Source organism: Streptomyces sp. F001, assembly GCF_004187715.1.
Classification (GTDB): Bacteria; Actinomycetota; Actinomycetes; order Streptomycetales; family Streptomycetaceae; genus Streptomyces; species Streptomyces flavusporus.
In genome coordinates, this window is sequence record NZ_QZWF01000002.1 from 1,043,841 (window position 1) to 1,061,220 (window position 17,380).

At 67.9% G+C, this 17,380-nt stretch carries 19 protein-coding genes and 1 pseudogene; 13 read left to right on the plus strand and 7 right to left on the minus strand.

Annotated features, from left to right (window positions below; translation table 11 throughout):
- Positions 1-57 precede the first annotated feature (57 nt).
- Positions 58-1,257, plus strand: coding sequence for an epoxide hydrolase family protein (locus tag StrepF001_RS12355; protein WP_129798271.1), 1,200 nt, complete (start codon positions 58-60; stop codon positions 1,255-1,257).
- Between the two features lie 24 nt (positions 1,258-1,281).
- Here the strand turns inward: StrepF001_RS12355 and StrepF001_RS46355 are convergent, their stop codons facing one another.
- Positions 1,282-2,901 carry an IS1634 family transposase gene (locus StrepF001_RS46355; RefSeq protein ID WP_206306827.1) on the minus strand — a complete coding sequence of 540 codons (1,620 nt, stop codon included), beginning with the start codon at positions 2,899-2,901 and terminating at the stop codon, positions 1,282-1,284.
- 404 nt (positions 2,902-3,305) lie between these two features.
- Here StrepF001_RS46355 and StrepF001_RS12365 point away from each other — a divergent pair, with 404 nt between their 5' ends.
- From StrepF001_RS12365 to StrepF001_RS12375, 3 genes are all read left to right on the plus strand, one after another.
- Positions 3,306-4,496 (plus strand): epoxide hydrolase family protein, encoded by a 1,191-nt coding sequence (locus StrepF001_RS12365; RefSeq protein WP_129798272.1) that lies wholly within the window; start codon positions 3,306-3,308, stop codon positions 4,494-4,496.
- Between the two features lie 92 nt (positions 4,497-4,588).
- A complete protein-coding gene (locus StrepF001_RS12370; protein WP_129798273.1) occupies positions 4,589-4,927 on the plus strand; it encodes a hypothetical protein in 339 nt (112 codons plus the stop codon).
- 78 nt (positions 4,928-5,005) lie between these two features.
- Positions 5,006-5,248 (plus strand): hypothetical protein, encoded by a 243-nt coding sequence (locus StrepF001_RS12375; protein WP_240797486.1) that lies wholly within the window; start codon positions 5,006-5,008, stop codon positions 5,246-5,248.
- 890 nt (positions 5,249-6,138) lie between these two features.
- Here the strand turns inward: StrepF001_RS12375 and istB are convergent.
- Together istB and StrepF001_RS12395 are read right to left on the minus strand one after the other, a co-directional pair.
- Positions 6,139-6,951 (minus strand): IS21-like element helper ATPase IstB, encoded by an 813-nt coding sequence (gene istB, locus StrepF001_RS12390; protein WP_129798274.1) that lies wholly within the window; start codon positions 6,949-6,951, stop codon positions 6,139-6,141.
- Positions 6,948-7,841, minus strand: a complete 894-nt coding sequence (locus StrepF001_RS12395) for a hypothetical protein (protein ID WP_129798275.1) — start codon at positions 7,839-7,841, stop codon at positions 6,948-6,950. The genes istB and StrepF001_RS12395 overlap by 4 nt, the downstream gene beginning before the upstream one ends.
- Positions 7,842-7,879: 38 nt before the next feature.
- Between StrepF001_RS12395 and StrepF001_RS12400 the strand changes: the two genes are divergently transcribed.
- The 5 genes from StrepF001_RS12400 (at position 7,880) to StrepF001_RS12425 (ending at position 12,347) form a co-directional block, all read left to right on the plus strand.
- Positions 7,880-8,149, plus strand: coding sequence for a DUF5372 family protein (locus StrepF001_RS12400; protein WP_240797437.1), 270 nt, complete (start codon positions 7,880-7,882; stop codon positions 8,147-8,149).
- A 174-nt stretch (positions 8,150-8,323) separates the two neighbouring features.
- Positions 8,324-8,815, plus strand: a complete 492-nt coding sequence (locus tag StrepF001_RS12405) for a helix-turn-helix domain containing protein (RefSeq protein WP_129798277.1) — start codon at positions 8,324-8,326, stop codon at positions 8,813-8,815.
- Positions 8,816-8,843: 28 nt separating this feature from the next.
- The gene (locus StrepF001_RS12410; RefSeq protein ID WP_129798278.1) at positions 8,844-9,188 is read left to right on the plus strand and encodes a hypothetical protein; all 345 of its coding nucleotides are present in this window, start codon (positions 8,844-8,846) and stop codon (positions 9,186-9,188) included.
- Positions 9,136-11,208, plus strand: a complete 2,073-nt coding sequence (locus StrepF001_RS12415; RefSeq protein WP_129798279.1) for a recombinase family protein — start codon at positions 9,136-9,138, stop codon at positions 11,206-11,208. The genes StrepF001_RS12410 and StrepF001_RS12415 overlap by 53 nt, the downstream gene beginning before the upstream one ends.
- Before the next feature lie 269 nt (positions 11,209-11,477).
- Positions 11,478-12,347 (plus strand): acyl-CoA thioester hydrolase/BAAT C-terminal domain-containing protein, encoded by an 870-nt coding sequence (locus StrepF001_RS12425; RefSeq protein WP_129798280.1) that lies wholly within the window; start codon positions 11,478-11,480, stop codon positions 12,345-12,347.
- Between the two features lie 6 nt (positions 12,348-12,353).
- On the opposite strand, the gene StrepF001_RS46360 is transcribed toward StrepF001_RS12425, so the two are convergent.
- Positions 12,354-12,593 (minus strand): hypothetical protein, encoded by a 240-nt coding sequence (locus StrepF001_RS46360; RefSeq protein WP_206306828.1) that lies wholly within the window; start codon positions 12,591-12,593, stop codon positions 12,354-12,356.
- Between the two features lie 393 nt (positions 12,594-12,986).
- Between StrepF001_RS46360 and StrepF001_RS12435 the strand changes: the two genes are divergently transcribed.
- Together StrepF001_RS12435 and StrepF001_RS12440 are read left to right on the plus strand one after the other, a co-directional pair.
- On the plus strand, positions 12,987-13,484 hold the full coding sequence (locus tag StrepF001_RS12435; protein WP_129798281.1) for an NUDIX domain-containing protein: 498 nt from the start codon (positions 12,987-12,989) through the stop codon (positions 13,482-13,484).
- 59 nt (positions 13,485-13,543) lie between these two features.
- Complete coding sequence (locus tag StrepF001_RS12440) at positions 13,544-13,951, plus strand: hypothetical protein (protein WP_129798282.1); 408 nt, start codon at positions 13,544-13,546, stop codon at positions 13,949-13,951.
- 18 nt (positions 13,952-13,969) lie between these two features.
- Here the strand turns inward: StrepF001_RS12440 and StrepF001_RS12445 are convergent, their stop codons facing one another.
- Positions 13,970-14,431, minus strand: coding sequence for a hypothetical protein (locus StrepF001_RS12445; protein ID WP_129798283.1), 462 nt, complete (start codon positions 14,429-14,431; stop codon positions 13,970-13,972).
- Positions 14,428-14,778 (minus strand): hypothetical protein, encoded by a 351-nt coding sequence (locus tag StrepF001_RS12450; RefSeq protein WP_206306829.1) that lies wholly within the window; start codon positions 14,776-14,778, stop codon positions 14,428-14,430. The genes StrepF001_RS12445 and StrepF001_RS12450 overlap by 4 nt, the downstream gene beginning before the upstream one ends.
- 208 nt (positions 14,779-14,986) lie before the next feature.
- Between StrepF001_RS12450 and StrepF001_RS12455 the strand changes: the two genes are divergently transcribed.
- Together StrepF001_RS12455 and StrepF001_RS47705 are read left to right on the plus strand one after the other, a co-directional pair.
- Complete coding sequence (locus StrepF001_RS12455) at positions 14,987-15,280, plus strand: hypothetical protein (RefSeq protein ID WP_129798284.1); 294 nt, start codon at positions 14,987-14,989, stop codon at positions 15,278-15,280.
- Positions 15,281-15,361: 81 nt separating this feature from the next.
- Positions 15,362-15,763 (plus strand): annotated as a pseudogene (locus tag StrepF001_RS47705) (transposase); the annotation flags it as partial.
- Between the two features lie 353 nt (positions 15,764-16,116).
- Here StrepF001_RS47705 and StrepF001_RS12465 read toward each other — a convergent pair.
- Positions 16,117-16,971 (minus strand): Ku protein, encoded by an 855-nt coding sequence (locus tag StrepF001_RS12465; protein WP_240797438.1) that lies wholly within the window; start codon positions 16,969-16,971, stop codon positions 16,117-16,119.
- Positions 16,972-17,380 lie beyond the last annotated feature (409 nt).

Below are 17,380 nucleotides of genomic sequence, written 5' to 3' on the forward strand. Positions count from 1 at the left end.
CAAGGTGGACGAGCCAGCGGCATGGAGTCGCTGGGCACAGCAAGGAGAACCACCCATATGTCTGTCACTCCCGAAGCAACGGCGATTCGGCCGTTCACGTTCGAGTTCCCCGACGCGGAGCTTGAGGACCTGCGCCGGCGGATTGAGGCCACGCGTTTCCCGGAGAAGGAGACCGTCGAGGATCAGTCGCAGGGCACGCAGCTCGCCACGATCCAGGAGCTCGCGCGCTACTGGGCGACGGAGTACGACTGGCGCAAGGTCGAGGCGAAACTGAAGGCCCTGCCCAACTTCATCACCGAGATCGACGGGCTGGACATCCACTTCATCCACATCCGCTCGAAGCACGAAAACGCCCTGCCGCTCATCGTCACGCACGGCTGGCCCGGCTCGATCATCGAGCAGCTGAAGATCATCGAGCCGCTCACCGATCCCACGGCCCACGGCGGGGACGCCTCTGACGCCTTCCACCTGGTGATTCCGTCGATGCCCGGCTACGGATTCTCGGGCAAGCCGACCGCGAAGGGCTGGGACCCCGACCGCATCGCCCGTGCCTGGGCCGAGCTGATGAAGCGCCTCGGCTACACCAAGTACGCGGCGCAGGGCGGCGACTGGGGTGCGATCGTTACTGACGCCATGGCCGTGCAGCAGCCCGAGGGCCTGGTCGGCATCCACGTCAACCTGCCGAAGGTGGTGCCGCCCGCCATCGAGCAGGCCCTCATCGTCGGCAACCCCCTGCCGTCCGACGTCGTCCTCGCCAACGACGAGGAGAAGGCGGCGGTCGAGCAGCTGGACTTCGTGTACCGGCACGTCTACTACGCCTACATCATGGGGTCCCGTCCGCAGACGCTGACCGGGCTGGTGGATTCCCCCGTCGGCCTGGCGGCCTTCATGCTCGACCACGACAGGGACAGCCTGGCCATGATCTCCCGGTCCTTCGCCGGAGAGAAGGAAGGCCTGACGCGCGACGATGTCCTGGACAACATCACGCTGTTCTGGCTGACGAAGACGGCCGTCTCCGCCGCGCGTCTGTACGGGGAGAACAAGCACCCGTTCTTCGGCGCCAGAGGCGTCACCCTCCCGGTCGCCGCGAGCGTCTTCCCCGAGGAGCTGTACCAGGCGCCCAAGAGCTGGGCGGAGCAGGCGTACCCGAACCTCATCCACTACAACCGGCTCCCCAAGGGTGGCCACTTCGCGGCCTGGGAGCAGCCGGAGCTCCTCGTCGACGAGGTCCGTACGGGCCTGCGGTCGCTTCGCTAGATCCGTACTTCGCGGGTAGCTCGTTCAGGTCTCTGGCCAGCGGGGATGTGTGGGTTCCAGGCCAAGGAGGTCGAGGAGATGAAGCTGGACTCCTCGGCTGATGACGATGGTGGGCGGGTCGGTGGCATGGCCGACCCGCAGCCGCAGGCCGGAGAGGTGGTAGAGGATCATCCGTCCCGTGGGACGGACTCTCTGGTTTCCCGGATACAGGCCCTGCATCTTCTGATCGCCCCCCAGGGCCCGGCGGACCTGGCGCTCGATCAGGCAGAACACCAGCAGGGCCAGGCAGATCACGGTGACCAGTGCGGCGAGGCGCTTGTTGTCCTGGACGAAGATCGGGGTGACGGCCAGGGGGCCTTTGAAGTTTCCGTAGCGGCGCTCGACGGCACCCTGGCCTTTGTGGCGCCGCAGGACCTCGGCGGCATCGGCCTGTTCGGGGGTGAGGGTGGTCAGCAACGCGTACCAGCCGTCGACTGCCGCCTCGGCATCGAGCACGGCCTGGTCGAAGTGCCAGTGCAGGGCGGGTCGGCCGGCGGTGTCGGTGGTGACGGTCGTGCGCAGGCAGTCGGTCACCCGCCGGGTCTTGGCGATCACGCCGATGCGTGCGGTGACCTTCTCCGCTGTGTTGTAGTAGCGCCCGCCGGCGCCTCGTTGGAGTTTTTCGAGGTCTTCGCGTGCTTTGGCCAGGCGTTTCTCGCGGGCCCGCTGCTGGCCTTTGGCATTGCCGGTGGAGTGCACCAGGATCCGGCGGACTTCTGCCTTGGGGTCACGCTTGCGTGGTCCCGTCAGGACGTGGGTGTCCTCCAGCACGCGGTAGGTCTCCCGCCGGTCGTCCGGGGTGTTCTCGTCCCGGGCCGGGACGTAGTCCACGACGGTGGCCGCATCGAGGTCGAGGGCCGCATAGACCGCGTCGTCGACCATGGAGGCCGGGGCCGGGGCGATGAACGCCGTTCTGGCCGCGATCAGCGCGGTGACGTTGTGGTAGGAGACGAGTTTGGAGTCGGCGATCAGCAAGAACTCCTTGGGCCCTGCTATCGCCCGCAGGCTGTTCATGGTGGAGGTGATCTGGGAGATCTCCGCGGCTCCGCCGTCGATGACGCGCGACAGCAGCGGGATACCGCCGTCGCCGGTCACCGCCAGGCCGGTCTGGATCTGCTTGAGGTCGTACCTGCGGTCCTTGGGATGCCCGTGCCTGACCTGGGGATAGTCCTCGTCCTGGTCATCGGCCGGGTAGGCGCCGTGCAGGGACATGGACGTCATGTCCCAGTGGAACGTGGACACATCGATGCCGAACTCGCCGATCGCGCGGGCGCCGACGCTGTCGGTGATCTCCTGAAGGTGCGGGGCGACGGCGTCCAGCGCCCGGCCCAGGCGGTCGTCGTTGAGCAGCTCCGGCTCGATGCCGAAGACGTCCTCCACCGCCCACTCGCGGGCCCAGTCGTCCACCCGCCACAGCGGGGCGGGCGCGGTCAGCCGGTTGGCCACCAGCGTCTCGATGACCGCGCCATGCGTCACATGAGCGATGTCGCGGCCCGGGCACAACCGGTCGACGGTCCCGGCCAGGTCCAGCCGGCGCAGAAACTCGGCAGCGACAGGCAGAGCGCCCAGACGCTTCTCCACCACGGCGCTGACCACGCAGTTCATGCGTGGCCGCACCGTCCGTGGCCGCGGGGACCGGGAAGACTTCGTCACACCCCACCCAACGCCACACCACCGGCCCAGGACACCCCCGGACCGGTCACACCATACGAATCACCGACCCGCGAAGTACGGAGCTAGACGACCGTGACCGATCGTCTTCCCAGGCGCTAGCTCGGCGGGGCGGCCGAGTGCACTCGACTCCGAGTCACTCGGCCGCCCCGAGCTGCGCAGCCGCATCGTCCCAATTACCGCACGTGCCAGGGTTCGGCCGCTCCCGGCACGGACCTTGGAGTTCGGCCACGGGGCCGACCCCCCGGGTTTCCCCCGGGGCGATGCACGCCTGTCTGGGCCAAGGTGGACGAGCCAGCGGCATGGAGTCGCTGGACACAGCAAGGAGAACCACCCATATGTCTGTCACTCCCGAAGCAACGGCGATTCGGCCGTTCACGTTCGAGTTCCCCGACGCGGAGCTTGAGGACCTGCGCCGGCGGATTGAGGCCACGCGTTTCCCGGAGAAGGAGACCGTCGAGGATCAGTCGCAGGGCACGCAGCTCGCCACGATCCAGGAGCTCGCGCGCTACTGGGCGACGGAGTACGACTGGCGCAAGGTCGAGGCGAAACTGAAGGCCCTGCCCAACTTCATCACCGAGATCGACGGGCTGGACATCCACTTCATCCACATCCGCTCGAAGCACGAAAACGCCCTGCCGCTCATCGTCACGCACGGCTGGCCCAGCTCGATCATGGCACATCTGAAGATCATCGAGCCGCTCACCGATCCCACGGCCCACGGCGGGGACGCCTCTGACGCCTTCCACCTGGTGATCCCGTCGATGCCCGGTTACGGCTTCTCGGGCAAGCCGACCAAGACCGGCTGGAGCCCCGAGCGCATCGCCCGTGCCTGGGCCGAGCTGATGAAGCGCCTCGGCTACACCAAGTACGCGGCGCAGGGCGGCGACTGGGGTGCGATCGTCACGGACCTCATGGGTGTGCAGCAGCCTGAGGGCCTGGTCGGCATCCACACCAACATGCCCGCTGTGGTTCCGCCCGCCATCGAGGCGGCGATCGCGGCAGGCAACCCACTGCCCTCCGACGTGACCCTCACCAACGACGAGGAGAAGGCGGCGGTCGAGCAGCTGAACTCCGTGTACCGGCACGTCGCCTACGCCCTCATGATGGGCTCGATCCCGCAGTCGCTGACCGCATTCGCGGATTCGCCCGTCGGCCTGGCGGCCTTCATGCTCGACCCCGGCCTGGAGCTGATCTCCCGGTCCTTCGCCGGGCAGAAGGAAGGCCTGACGCGCGACGACGTCCTGGACAACATCACGCTCTTCTGGCTGACGAACACGGCGATCTCCGCGTCGCGTCTGTACGCGGAGAACAAGACCCCGTTCTTCGGCGCCAAGGGCGTCACGCTCCCGGTCGCCGTGAGCGTCTTCCCCGACGAGCTCTACCAGGCGCCCAAAAGCTGGGCGGAGCAGGCGTACCCGAACCTCATCCACTACAACCGGCTCCCCAAGGGCGGCCACTTCCCTGCGTGGGAACAGCCAGAACTCTTCGTCGAAGAGCTCCGCACGGGCCTCCGCTCGCTGCGCTGAGGCTGTCCCGCAAACGCCGGCTCGGGCATGTACCAGGTGCTGGGCGGGATACTCGCGAGACTCCGATGCGGCGGTTGTGGCAGCCTGCGGACATGCCAGAGTTCCGCGTTCATGCAGGCCGTCACTACGCCTTGCCCGACGACGCGTGGTGTGTAGAGCTGAGCAAAGCCGAACCGGCGCCGGCTTCCTGGGCTGAGATTCCCAATGCGGAGACTCACCTGCCTGGAGCTGCCTTCGTGGTGGCGGTGATACCCGACGAGGATCCGAGCCTGGAGCCGACCGTCCACATCCACAGCCACGACGAGCACGTCATCCTCTACGAGTTCATGCGCTGGTTCATGGAGCACCTGGCCGAGCAGGTTGAACGCTGCCGCATCGCCTTCGAGCAAGGAGAAACTGAAGCAGACCCCCGACGATGCCGGTCACCGTGATCACCGAGCGGATCGGCTGGGAGCGGGCTGACGATCCTGCGGGAGCGGGTACGCGAGCTGAGGCCGGCCTCTTTGCCGGTGGACCCGGTTTCGCGGACGGTCTATCAGCCCGGCGAGCTCGCGCAGTGCGACCTGTGGTTCCCGCCGGTGGACATCCCGCTCGACTACGGACAGACGGGCCGCCCGCCGGTCCTGGTCATCGTCTGCGGCTGCTCCCGGATGATCGCCGCCCGGATGCTGCCCTCCCGTCAGACCGGCGACCTGGTCGACGGCCACTGGCGTGTGCTGGCCGACGTGAGGTCTTCGGCGACGCAACCGTAGCGGCCGCGATGATCGACCGACCCGTCCACCACGCCGAGGTCGCGTCGGTGGTTGGCGGCGTGGGGCGCCGATGCGGTTGACACCAGTGGCAGCTTGAGTTGCTGCCGCAGGCGCTGGTGCCCCAGGACGCAGACCCGACGAGGCGCCAGTAGCCCGTTCGCTCCCCTCCGGCGCTTCCTCCGCCGTGACGATCTCCACGCCGATGACCTGCGTAAGCGATCAAGCGGGAACGCCGCTGCACCTGACTGGGCGACACATCTGCCGCTCCGTCATGTTGCGAGACTGACGGACTGTCGGTTGCCTCGTGAGCGGAGCACAGCACAGGCGCCGCGCAGACAGGCCGGACACCGCTCCGTCGGAGGATTCACATGCGTTACACACACATCGGTGCAGGCATCGGCCTGGTTCTCGGTGCCCTCAAGCTGCAGATCCCGGCCGCTGTCGCCGCTGATGACTCAGAAGTCCACATCAGCCCGTGGAATGCCTACCCGGGCTCCACGGTCACGGTCTGTCTGTAAGCACTTCTTTGGGCTCCACTGCACGGAGTTGTTTTGGCTCCACTGCCGGGGTGGAGGGGGCGTGTATTGGTGTGATTCACGTCCCTGTAGCAAGGTGATTTGGCCCCACTTCGATCGGGTGGTTCTGCTGGCCGGGGTGGGGGGTGTTGACGGTAGTTTTGAGGCCTCGGCGGACCTCCGTAAGCGCGCCCCCGACAGGTGCGTGGAGGGTTGCTGACCCGACTCGGCTCAGGTCGCGGACCGCCCAGTGGCCGCGGCGGCTGGACGAGAACGGGCTATGGTGCGCGGTCGGCACTGGGACTTGACGGCTGGGCCCGAAATGGCTGCGGCCGGTCTCCCGTCAGGGAGGCCGGCCGTAGTTGTCGGTGCAGGTCAGCGGCGGCGTTTCCGCTGGGTCTGGGCGAACCGGTAGGGCTGGCTTCCGGTCTCGACGATGTGCGCGTTGAAAGTGACCCGGTCGACGATCGCCGTGCAGAGGCGGGGGTCTGTGAAGGTCTGCTTCCACTCCGAGAACGGGGCGTTCGACGCGATCGTGATGGCCCGCCTCTCCTCCCGCTCGGTGAAGATCTGGAACAGCAGCTTGGCGCCGGCCTTGTCCAGGTCGAGATAGCCGAACTCGTCCAGACAGAGCAGGTCAACGCGGCCGTAGCGGGCGATGGTGCGGGTCAGCTTCTTCTCGTCCGCAGCCTCCGCGAGCTCGTTGACCAGGTTGACCGTGGTCGTGTAGCGGACCTTGAGTCCGGCCTCGGCCATGGCCGTGCCGATCCCGATCAGCAGGTGGGACTTCCCGGTGCCGGAGTCGCCGATCAGACAGAGCGGCTGTCCTGCTTTGACCCAGGCCGGGTCGGACAGGGTGCCGACAAGTTCCGGTGTGACGTTGGGGTTTTCCTCGAAGTCGAAGTCCTCCAGGCGCTTGGGCCGGGGGAAGCTGGCGTCCCGGACCAGCCGCTGCTTGCGCCGTTCTTCGCGTTCGGCGCACTCGGCTTCCAGCAGGTCGGCGAGGAAGTCCTTGTAGCTGGACCGCTGGCGCATCGCCGCGCCGGCCATCTCCTGGACCCGGCGGCGGATCGTGGGCAGGTGCAGGGCCCGGCATGCCTCGTCGGTGGCCGTGTCCACGGCTTCCTCCGGGCCCATGTCGCGGCGGGGTGAGGGGATTTGGGTGGCCGTGGTCTCGGTCGTACTCATGCGGTGCCTTTCGGTTGGCGTGTCAGCAGCTGGTCGTAGTGGGCGACGTCCGGCAGTGGCCGTCTGTCCTCGGGCAGCTGGGCCCGGCGGGCCATCAGCGAGACCACGCCGCTTGGCTCGGCCCAGGGCGGCGGGTCACCCTCCTCGTCTGTGTCCTCGGCTGGGGGCGGTGCCAGCGCGGCGGCCCTGCGGGCCTCGACGGCGACCACGTCCGCGCTGGTGGTGCCCGCCCGGATCGCGGCGGCCATGCCCTCCTCGACGACGGCAGGGGGCATCCGGCGGTGCAGCAGCAGGACCTCGATCAGAGCCCGCGTCCCGGCCGCGTCCCCGTGGGCGGCCCGGGCCGCGGCCCAGAATGCTTCGTGGACCTCGGTGAACGAACCGTTCTGCCGGGCGGTGACCAGCGCGGTCGAGCCGGCCATCGCCCCGGGCTTGGCCAGCAGGATCTCCAGATAGTGGTCGAGTTCGTCGCGGAAGTCGCCCCTGCGGGTCAGCCGTGGGTGGCGGGCGACGATCTCCCGCCGTTCGAAGACCAGGAGTTCGTTGCCCCGCAACAGCACGCGCACGTTCTGGCCGATGAAGCGGGCTGGCACCGAGTAGTGGCACTGCCGGACGGTGATCCGGCTGCTGCGGTCGACCTTCGGCGTCAGGGTGATGCCGCACTCGAACTCCTCGAACGGCAGCGGCGTCAGCTGGTCGGCCTCGGTGAAGAAGTTGAAGCCGACGGTGGTCAGCCTGCCCGCGAGAATCCGTTCATCCTCGGCTGCGTCGATCTCGGCGATCTTCGCGTTCAGCTCTGCCAGCGTGGCGACCTCGGGGACAGGGACCAGGTGGGTGCGGCGGAAGCGGCCGCCCTCGTGCTCGACCCCGCCCTTGGACAGCGCCGTCAAGTGCTCCTGATCCGCATGGTGCGGAGCGAGTTGTGCGGGTGACGCACCCGTTCCATCCGTGGCATGGCCGGTCGTACGAGTTCGTGGTGCGGCGCAAGAACTGGGGCGAGGACCGGGTGTACTTCCGCGATGAGGCGGGCGAGGTGGTCTCGCTGCCGACGGCGTGGACCGATGCGGGTGGTGAGGATCCCTTCGTGGTCCTGGCCGCGGGCCGCAGCCCGTTCCGCACCGGGGACCTCCTGGCTCTGGCCGAGTTGATCGACCAGCTCGACGGCCGCAGCGGCAGTGCCAAGGAGATTGCGCCGTGACCGCCTTGAGGATCACGCCGCAGACATGGGGGCGTGTTCGGCGCACGGTGATCGAGAGAGCGTGCGCCATGTCAACTGGCCTGCACAGATTCATGATCGGCTGCCTCCATGCGCTCTTGGCTGTGATCGGTCGCGACGCAATCGTTGAGGCAGCAAGCAGGCGAGGGAGGCGGCATGGCCAACGGAACGGTGAACGACCCGAAGGAGGAGGCCCTGCGGGCGACGCGAACGCTGAACCCGCGGCCGGAGGCCGTGGTCGACGCAGTGTTCACCGCGTCCGAGTTCTGCGATCCGCGGGATCTGGTGCAGGTGAAGTACGAGATGGTGCGGCGGGTGCGGGTCGACAAGGTGCCCGCGGCCCGGGCGGTGCGGGAGTTCGGGTTCTCCCGGCAGGTCTACTACGACGCCGTGGCCGCGCTGGACGCCGGCGGTCCGGCGGCGCTGGTGCCGGGCAAACCGGGGCCGAAGGGGCCGCGCAAGCTCACCGACCCGGTCATGGAGTACGTCGAGACACGACTGGCCGCCGATCCGGCCCTGCGCTCCCGCGACCTGGCCGACGCCGTCTTCACCGAGTACGGCGTGAGTGTTCATCCGCGCTCGATCGAACGGGCCCTGGCCCGTCGGGAGACCTCACGCGCCCAGGAGTCCCCCAAAAGCCGCAGCTGACAGCCCCGCGAAGACGGAGCCGCGGGCGGTGGCGACCCGCTATGAGGAACTGCGGGCGGCGGTCGCCGACGGCTCGGGCGACGGCTGGCGGCTGGGCCGGGGTGTCCTCGCCGCCAAGGGTATGGCCGCCTGGGCGGCGGCATGGCGGGCCCTGCCCGAGCCGGCGGTCCGGCCCGCCTCCGGGGAGCTGCCGACCAACCTGCCGGGCGACAGTGACGAACTCGTACGGATCCTGTCCGCGATGGCCCTGGCCCACCTCCACCCATCTGACACACCGGCCGGTGGAACAGCCCATGATTCCAGGGGAGTTGATGTTGTCTATGGACGCGACCGCGGCGGCGGGCAAGGTGACCCGCGAACATCTGCAGCGTGACGCCTACCTCTATATCCGGCAGTCCACCCTCAAACAGGTGATCAACAACACCGAGTCCACCGCCCGGCAGTACGCCCTTCGCGGCCGTGCGGTCGCGTTGGGCTGGGACCACTCCCAGATCATCGTCATTGATACCGATCAGGGCCAGTCCGGCGCCTCCACCGAGGGCCGCGACGGCTTCCAGCGCCTGGTCGCCGAAGTCGGCATGGGCCACGCCGGGATCGTCCTCGGCCTGGAGGTCTCCCGCCTCGCCCGCAACAACACCGACTGGCACCGGCTCCTGGAAATCTGCGCGTTGACCAGCACGCTGATCCTGGACGAGGACGGCCTCTACGACCCCGTGAACTTCAACGACAGATTGCTCCTCGGACTCAAAGGCACGATGTCGGAGGCGGAGTTGCACCTGCTCAAGGCCCGTCTGCGGGGCGGATCGCTGTCCAAAGCACGACGCGGTGAGCTGATCCAGCCACTGCCCGTCGGTCTCGTCTACGACCACGCCAACCGTGTGGTCCTCGATCCCGATGCCTCCATCCAGCAAGCCATCCGGCACCTGCTGACCACGTTCGCCGCCACCGGCTCCGCCTACGCATGCGTCAAGGCATTCGCCGACGAGGGCCTCAAGTTCCCCCGCCGGATCCGCACCGGCCCCAACAAGGGCGAGCTGACCTGGGGATTCCTGCAGCACCACCGAGTCCTGCAGATCCTGCACAACCCGCGCTATGCCGGCGCGTTCTTCTACGGACGGCGCCGCCAACGCCGCGGCCCCGGCGGCAAGACCACCAGCCGTGTGCTGCCCCGCGAGGACTGGACCGTGCTGATCACCGACGCGCATCCGGGCTATCTGACCTGGAGCGAGTTCGAGGCCAACCAGACCCGGCTGGCCGAACTCGCCGCCGCCCGCGGCAGTGACCGCAAAGCCTCTCCGCCCCGCGAAGGCAACGCGCTGCTGCAGGGCGTGGTCTCCTGCGGCAAGTGCGGCCGCCGCATGACCGTCCGCTACCAGCACTACAAGGGCACCGGAAAACCCATCTACGTCTGTCAGTTCGAGGGAATCCGCAACGCGGTCCCCATCTGCCAGACCATGGTCGGCGACCAGATCGACGCCGCCGTCGGCGAGCTGCTGCTGGCCACCCTCACCCCGCTCACCCTCGAGGTCGCCCTGCGGGTCAGCGACGAACTGACCGCCCGCGCCGAGGAAGCCGACCGGCTCCGCGCCGCCCACGTCGAACGCGCCCGTTACCGCGCCGACCTCGCCCGACGCCGCTACCTGTCCGTCGACCCCGCCAACCGGCTCGTCGCCGACACCCTGGAAGCCGACTGGAACGACGCCCTGCGCGAACTGGCCGAGGCCACCGAGGAGTACGAACGCGCCAAGAACACGGCGATCGGCCCGCTCTCGCCCGAGACGCGGGCCAGGATCACCGCGCTGGCCGCCGACTTCCCCCGACTCTGGAACGACCCGGCCACCCCGATGCGGGAACGCAAACGCATGATCCGCCTCCTGGTCACCGACGTCACCCTCACCAAGACCGACCACATCCGCGTCGGCGTCGTCCTGCGCGGCGGGCAGAACCACCAGCTCACCCTGCCCCGGCCGATGACCGCATGGGAACTGCGGCAGACCGACCCCGCTGTCATCACCGCGCTCGACGAACTCCTCGACGAGCACACCGACGCCCAGTGCGCGGCCATCCTCAACGAACGGGGCCTGGCCAGCGGCATGGGTCAGCCGTTCACCCGCGGCATGATCATTCACCTGCGGAACGCCTACCAACTACGCAGCCACCGCCAACGCCTCCTCGACGCGGGCATGCTGACCGTCTCCGAACTCGCCCGCCACCTCGGCGTCCACTTCCAGACCGTCAAACACTGGCGCCGAGACGGCATCATCACCGGCGTCCTGGCCAACGACAAGGGCGAGTACGTCTACCCGCTGCCCGGCCCCGACCTGGTCCGGCCCGTCATCGGCCGACCACGCCGCAGCGTCCTGGACCCCGAATACTCCGCAACGACCCGATGAGGTGCAGTGTGATGACAGACGTTTGTCCTTCGGCTTCGAGGCCCTCGCGGGGTCCACCAACGCGCCGTAATGAGTGGCGAGTTCGGCATACGCCTTGTTGATTTTCGGGTCGTAGAGGTCGGGCTTGTCGACACCGGTCTTCAGGTTGTCGGGCACCAGCCGGCGTGGGACGCCTCTAATACGCGGGTCTCGATGTCAAGTCTCCGGCTGCGTTTGAGAAGCTGCTCAAGACACTCTTGTTGACCGCGAAGCGCCGAGCTGGGGAGCCCGTGGACGTTGTTGAGCACGAGCTGAACCGTCCCTGGGAAGGCGTTCTCGCCGCTCCCGCCCGCGGCAGTGACGTCGGCGTCCTGGTCCTGGCCGGTTCCAGCGGACGCATCGAACGCGAACGAGCACGTATCCTCGCTCAGCAGGGCATCGCGGCTCTGTCCATCCGCTGGTTCGGCGGACCAGGGCAGTCTCCGGGAATCTGCGAGATCCCCCTGGAAACCTTCACCGCTGCGGTCGACTTCCTCACCAAGACCGGGGTCCGGCGCATCGGCATCCTCGGTGTCTCCAAGGGCGCTGAAGCAGCTCTGCTCACGGCCGTGCACGACCCGCGCGTCGACGTTGTCATCGCGCTGTCGCCCACCTCGCGAGTCTGGTGCAATGTAGGTCCGGGCCCCGATGGGGAACAGCGCCCGTATCGGTCTTCCTGGACCTGGCAGGGGCAGCCCCTGCCTTTTGTTCCGCTGGATGACTCCTGGACCCCTGTCAACCACGGCAGCGGTCCGGCCGCCATCCGCGGCTGGTACGAACTCAGCGAGCGGAGCTTCGCTCACCTGCTCCCTCGGGCAGAGATCCCCGTCGACAAGGCCCGGGCCGACCTGCTGCTCGTCGCCGGCGGCGACGACGCGATGTGGCCTTCTCTCCGCTTCGCCGAACAACTGGCAGAACGCCGACGCTCAGCCGGGAGGACCGCGCATCTCATCGCCCGCCACGACGCCGGCCACCGACCGCGCTTTCCAGGCGAGAGCCCGGCGCCCGCCTCCCCGCACTTCCTGTACGGAGGCACGCCCAGAGCTGACGCGCTCCTGGGAGAGGCGGCATGGCCGCACATCCTCGACAAGCTCGCCAGAACAGCTCCCTCCAGTTACTGACCGCTCTCAGGAGACTTCTTCGTCGAGCTGGCTGAGGAGTCCGTCGAAGATCTGCTCCCGTGCGATCTGCTCTTTGGCCGCCGCGTCGTCCCGCTGGCGTTCGAGGGCAGAGCGGAACTCGATCGTGGTGACGAAGAACGTGCGGGACTCGCAGATCGACTCGAAGTGGCAGTCCATCTCGACGGGGCGAGCGCAGTAGCCGTTGCCGAGCATCCGGCGGTGCATCTCGCGGCGGAGCTTGGCCATCTCCGACCCCTCGGCCGTCGGCCGGCAGCTGGCGCGGGGCGTCGTAGAGTGCCTCGACCTTCTCCGAGACGGCGAAGTACTCGTCGGCGACGGTGCGGTCGGCGATCCGCGCGTAAACACGTGTCATGAACATTGACCGGTGGCCAAGGAGTGCCGCGATGGCCTCCAACGACATGCCCCGGTTGATCGCCTGGGTGGTCAGAGTGTGCCTTGTGTCCGCAGAGGCCGTGTGCGGATGGCCTCGTGTGGTGATTGAGCAGGCCGAGTTGTTGAGGCCGCCTTCGCGACCCTGATGGTCGGGTGTGTTGTATTCGGCGGGACTTCCTGTGATGCGGATCACTCGTCTCTGCGCTCGTGGGGTCGCGCTGTCAGCGGGGCTGAGATCGTGCCTGCGTGAGCGAACTGGTTGAGCATGTCGATGAGTACGACCGTGTGTTGGGTGTCGTCGAGCGAGGCGAGGCGGTGCGTGAAGGCTGGCCGCATCGCATTGCAACGACGATCTGCCGTGATCGGGCAGGGCGGATCTTGGTGCTGCGGCGGTCCGAGACGCTGTCCCAGTTCCCGGGCTACTACGACGTGATGGTCGGTGGCGCCGTGGACGTGGGCGAGTCGTATGAGGAAGCCGCGGCCCGGGAACTGTCCGAAGAGCTGGGCGTTCGTGTGCCTGTGCGCTTCATGTTCAAGTTCCTTTGCCGGGAGGGGATCAGCCCCGTGTGGTTTGGGGTGCATGAGGCTGTCGTGACGGAGCCCCTGGTCCCGGACCCGGGTGAGATCGCCTGGCAGGACTGGTTGACAGAAGCCGAATTGTGCGAGGTCGTCGATCAATGGCTCTTCGTTCCGGGAGGACGGGAAGCTCTGCGCCGATATCTGCAGTCCGGGTCCGGCAGCTGAAGAAGGAGTCTCCCCGGCGATCTGCCGATGATGTCAGTGGCGGCTGCGATGCTGTCGGCATGATCCCTTGGAACTTGCTGGACATCGACAAAGCCCTGCGCGCCAGTTGGGCCGCCGACACCTGTTCTCCGGACGACCTCGCTCGCGCCGGCTGGCAGCCCGGCAACCCAGCGTGGGGCCACTGTGACATCACGGCTCTGATCGTGAACGACATCTTCGGTGGGGACCTCATGGTCGGGGAGGTCCACTGCAGCGGGGAACAGCATGGATTTCACTGGTGGAATCAACTGCCCAGCGGTGTGGAGCTCGACCTGACGCGCGAGCAGTTCCAGGATGGCCAGACTGTCACCGCAGCCCGTGACGTCAAACGCCCGCCGGGGCCTCTGCCTCGGCGCTGGGAGGAGTACCTCCTCCTGCGTGAGCGCGTCATCAAGCACCTCGGTCACCTCCCCGAGCCCGCGGTCTGACCGAGCAGGGATCGTTCTTCAGCTGCAGGTTCCGATCACCGTGGTCCGCGGTGAAGGGAGACGACTCACCCGGCTGGTTCCAGCAGCGGCCTCACGGAGGCGGACGATCTCCTCGTGCTGGGCGGCGAGCCGGGCCAGGGCCTGGCTGCGAAAGTCCGTGAGCTCGTCGATCCTCTGTTCCGAATGTGCCAGCCGCTCCCTGAGCTTGGTGTTCTCTGCCTTGAGCCGGGTGATCTGGGCTTCGCGGGGGTCGGGGATCTCACCGGTCTGCTGCAGGGCCTGCAGGCGACGTTCGAACTCTTCGCGGAGGTGTGCGTAGGGGCGGGTGCCGTAGAAGGCGGTGCGGTCGACGCCCGCTTCGCGGGCGAGGGTCTTGATGTCACACTTTCCGCCGGGCGGGATCTCGCCGCGCAGGAGGCGGTCCACGGCGGCGCGGATGCGGTTCTCGTTCTCGGCCCGCTGGGATGCGGAGATTCTCATGCGGAGTCCTCGTTCATGGTGGTGCAGGCGGCGTCGATCTCGGCGACGACGCGGAGAGCCCGGTCGTAGTCGGCCTTCAGGCGGGTGCGTTCGGTCTTTCGTGTGGTGCCGAGCTGTCCGAGGAAGGTCTCGGTGCGTTCGGCGTGGTCGGCCCAGACGGGCCGGTGGCAGGTGTGATGGGTGGCCTGCGGACAGCGGGCGGAGTCACACATCCCGACCAGCGGACGGTCGGCGGTCGGGGTGCCGGCCAGCTTGAGGCATAGTGCCCGGGACGGGTCGGTGAACCAGCAGTAGTTCGCGGGCCCGAGGTGAAGGACCTTGGCGCGTTTGATCAGCAGGTTGAGCACGTCGCGGTCACTGCGCTGGGTCTTGGGCGCCGTGGCTGACGCCGGGCCGAGCTTCTCGTCGATGCTGGCGAAGAACTCGGTGAGGCTCCGGGCTCCGGGGCCGGCCGGGAGGATGCCCTGCTAGGGCGCGTATCGAGTCGTGATCAAACTGCCTGCTACATAAGCCGGTGGCGGCCGCCTGCGGCGACTCGCGTGAGATCATCCGTCCATGAGCAGCGACCTGGAAGTGGAAGTGAGTGCTCTGGCGATCAATGTCACGATCCCGCAGACGCTCCGCTGGACGGACACTCGACGCGGTGAAGCGTTCACGCTGACCACACTCAACGTCCGGCTTCTCCCGGACGGTCACCTCGCCGCAAAGGCCTATGGCCGACCAGTCGGTGGTGGTCGGGGCGCATACGTCTCGTTCCCTGTCCCCGACAAACCCGAACTGGCGGCCCTGGTCGCCGGCGCTGCTAGCCGTGCCGGGGCGTTGTGGGCCGCCCATCGCGGTCTCGGCTGAGCTTAGTTCGGCTCGAAGGCCGACGGTGGCAGTCCCGGACTTCGCCCTCGCGGCGCGGCCTGGGAGGGTAGATCTTCTTGCGTGATGCGAGTGCAACTGACGGATCCTGAGTGGGAGTTCATCGGGCTGTACCTGCCCATCGGCGAGTACGGCCCGTACCCCGAGCGGCTGCGGCAGCAGTTCGATGGCGTGATTTGGCGGTTCAAGACTGGCTCGCAGTGGCGGGAAATGCCGCAGGAGTTCGGCGCCTGGTCGACCGTGCACAACCGCTTTCGGCAGTGGCGTGACGCAGGCGTTTTCGAGGCCCTGCTGGAGGGCGTGATCGCGGAAGCCGCGAAGCGGAGCGAGGTGGACCTGTCGCTGGTCAGCATCGACTCCACCACCGCGCGCGCTCACCACGACGCCGCCGGGATGCACCTCCGCGAGGACGTCCTTACCGCCTTGGAGAAGGGCGCGGCTGAGGAGGAGAAGGCCAGGTCAAGGGGGGCAGCCTTGAGGGGCAAATCGGGCAGGACGCCGAAGCAGATCCCGTACCGGCCGCAGCCGGGGGAGCACCTCCGACCAGGGAGGTGGGCGGTGGTGTGGGCACCGCATCGTTGGGCTGCCGTGAGGAAACGGAAGTGGCCGCAAGCCCTGGGGGAGACGGCTCAGCGCCCACGGCGGCCTCTGAGGGACGCCGTGATCAATTGGCTTCTGCTCGGTGGCCCGCTGGTACGGCTCCGCCTTGCTCAGCTGCCGCAGCTCGCTCTTGCCTCCACCGCGCTGGCCGCGGGATGCGGCCGACGCGCGGGCCGTCTTCGGCGGCGCCTTCCTGGCGGCGGTCTTCTTCGCCGTCTTCACGGCGGGCTTGCGTGCCGCCTTGCGGGCCGGGGCCGGCTTCTTCTGCCGCGGCCCGGCAGCCGCCACGGCCACCGCGGGCCTGGTCGATGCTGCCCTGCAGAACGTTCATCAGATCGATGACGCTGGTGGGCCGCCAGTGGCTCCTCCGCCGCTGCGATCTCCTGGCCCTCGGCCTTGGCCTGCACCAGCTCCCGCACCCTCTCCTGGTAGGTGTCGTGGTAGCGGTCCGGGTCCCACGGCGAGCTGAGGGAGTCGATCAGCTGGAGCGCCATGTCCAGCTCCTTGCCCCTCCCGGCGCGGCCCGAAGGCCGTTCCGGCAACTCCTTGCCGGGATCACAGACCTCATCAGCCCAGTGAAGGGTCTGGATCACCAGAACCTTGTCCTCCGCGCGCAGCGCGGTCAGGTACTGCTTGCCGCGCATCACGAAAGTGGCGATGCCGACCTTGTTCGCCTCCGCCAGTGCCGCCCGCAGCAGCTCATAGACCTTGGTGTACTCCTTGCCTGGCGGGACCACGTAATAGGTGCGGTCAAAGTAGACCGGCTCGATCTGCTCCAAGTCGACGAAGTCGCTGATCTCTATGGTCTGGGAGCGGCCCGGCGCGATCCGGTCCAGCTCATCGGGCTCCACGACCACGTACTCGCCCTCGCTCACCTCGAATCCCTGGACGATGTCCTCGGCATCGACTTCCTTGCCGGTGCGCTCGTTGATCCGGCGGTTACGGATCCGGTCCGCGGTGCCGCGCTGCAGCTGGTGGAAGCGGACCGTGTGATCCTCAGTCGCGGCGAACAGGCCGACAGGCACGCTGACCAGCCCGAACGTGATCACACCCGTCCAGATCGCGCGTGCCATGACAACCCACTCCCATCTCTGCCCTGCCGGCGCACTTGTGGGATCTCATGAACCGCGTCACAGCCTCACGAGCCATGTCCCACTGGTGTCCCTTTCATGAGACACCGCAGGTCAGCGGCCCGCACCTCGTACTTCCCTCCAGCAACTCGGCGCTGCACTGCTCGTACTGCCGAGCGGTCCGCCTGGTCATGCATCCAGGATGTGACCGGAGGTCCGATTGCGCGTTTGTGAATCGAGGTTCGCGTCTGCGTGCGCGGCGCACGGGCGCACTGCGTGGCTGCACCACTGGGAGAACGGTGCAGCAGGGCGGGCGGTCCCGCAGGCTGCGCAGGGGCCCGCGGGCTGCGCAGGGGCCCGCGGGCTGCGCAGGCGCCGCCGGGGAATCGGGCCCGCCGCCCCGCCCGTCCGT

Excerpts from the sequence above, each read along its gene's own strand:
- StrepF001_RS12355 (WP_129798271.1), top strand. The coding sequence starts at position 58 with ATGTCTGTCACTCCCGAAGCAACGGCGATTCGGCCGTTCACGTTCGAG.
- StrepF001_RS46355 (WP_206306827.1), bottom strand. The coding sequence starts at position 2,901 with ATGAACTGCGTGGTCAGCGCCGTGGTGGAGAAGCGTCTGGGCGCTCTG.
- StrepF001_RS12365 (WP_129798272.1), top strand. The coding sequence starts at position 3,306 with ATGTCTGTCACTCCCGAAGCAACGGCGATTCGGCCGTTCACGTTCGAG.
- StrepF001_RS12370 (WP_129798273.1), top strand. The coding sequence starts at position 4,589 with ATGCCAGAGTTCCGCGTTCATGCAGGCCGTCACTACGCCTTGCCCGAC.
- istB (WP_129798274.1), bottom strand. The coding sequence starts at position 6,951 with ATGAGTACGACCGAGACCACGGCCACCCAAATCCCCTCACCCCGCCGC.
- StrepF001_RS12405 (WP_129798277.1), top strand. The coding sequence starts at position 8,324 with ATGGCCAACGGAACGGTGAACGACCCGAAGGAGGAGGCCCTGCGGGCG.
- StrepF001_RS12415 (WP_129798279.1), top strand. The coding sequence starts at position 9,136 with ATGGACGCGACCGCGGCGGCGGGCAAGGTGACCCGCGAACATCTGCAG.
- StrepF001_RS46360 (WP_206306828.1), bottom strand. The coding sequence starts at position 12,593 with ATGGCCAAGCTCCGCCGCGAGATGCACCGCCGGATGCTCGGCAACGGC.
- StrepF001_RS12440 (WP_129798282.1), top strand. The coding sequence starts at position 13,544 with ATGATCCCTTGGAACTTGCTGGACATCGACAAAGCCCTGCGCGCCAGT.
- StrepF001_RS12445 (WP_129798283.1), bottom strand. The coding sequence starts at position 14,431 with ATGAGAATCTCCGCATCCCAGCGGGCCGAGAACGAGAACCGCATCCGC.
- StrepF001_RS12455 (WP_129798284.1), top strand. The coding sequence starts at position 14,987 with ATGAGCAGCGACCTGGAAGTGGAAGTGAGTGCTCTGGCGATCAATGTC.
- StrepF001_RS12465 (WP_240797438.1), bottom strand. The coding sequence starts at position 16,971 with ATGGCACGCGCGATCTGGACGGGTGTGATCACGTTCGGGCTGGTCAGC.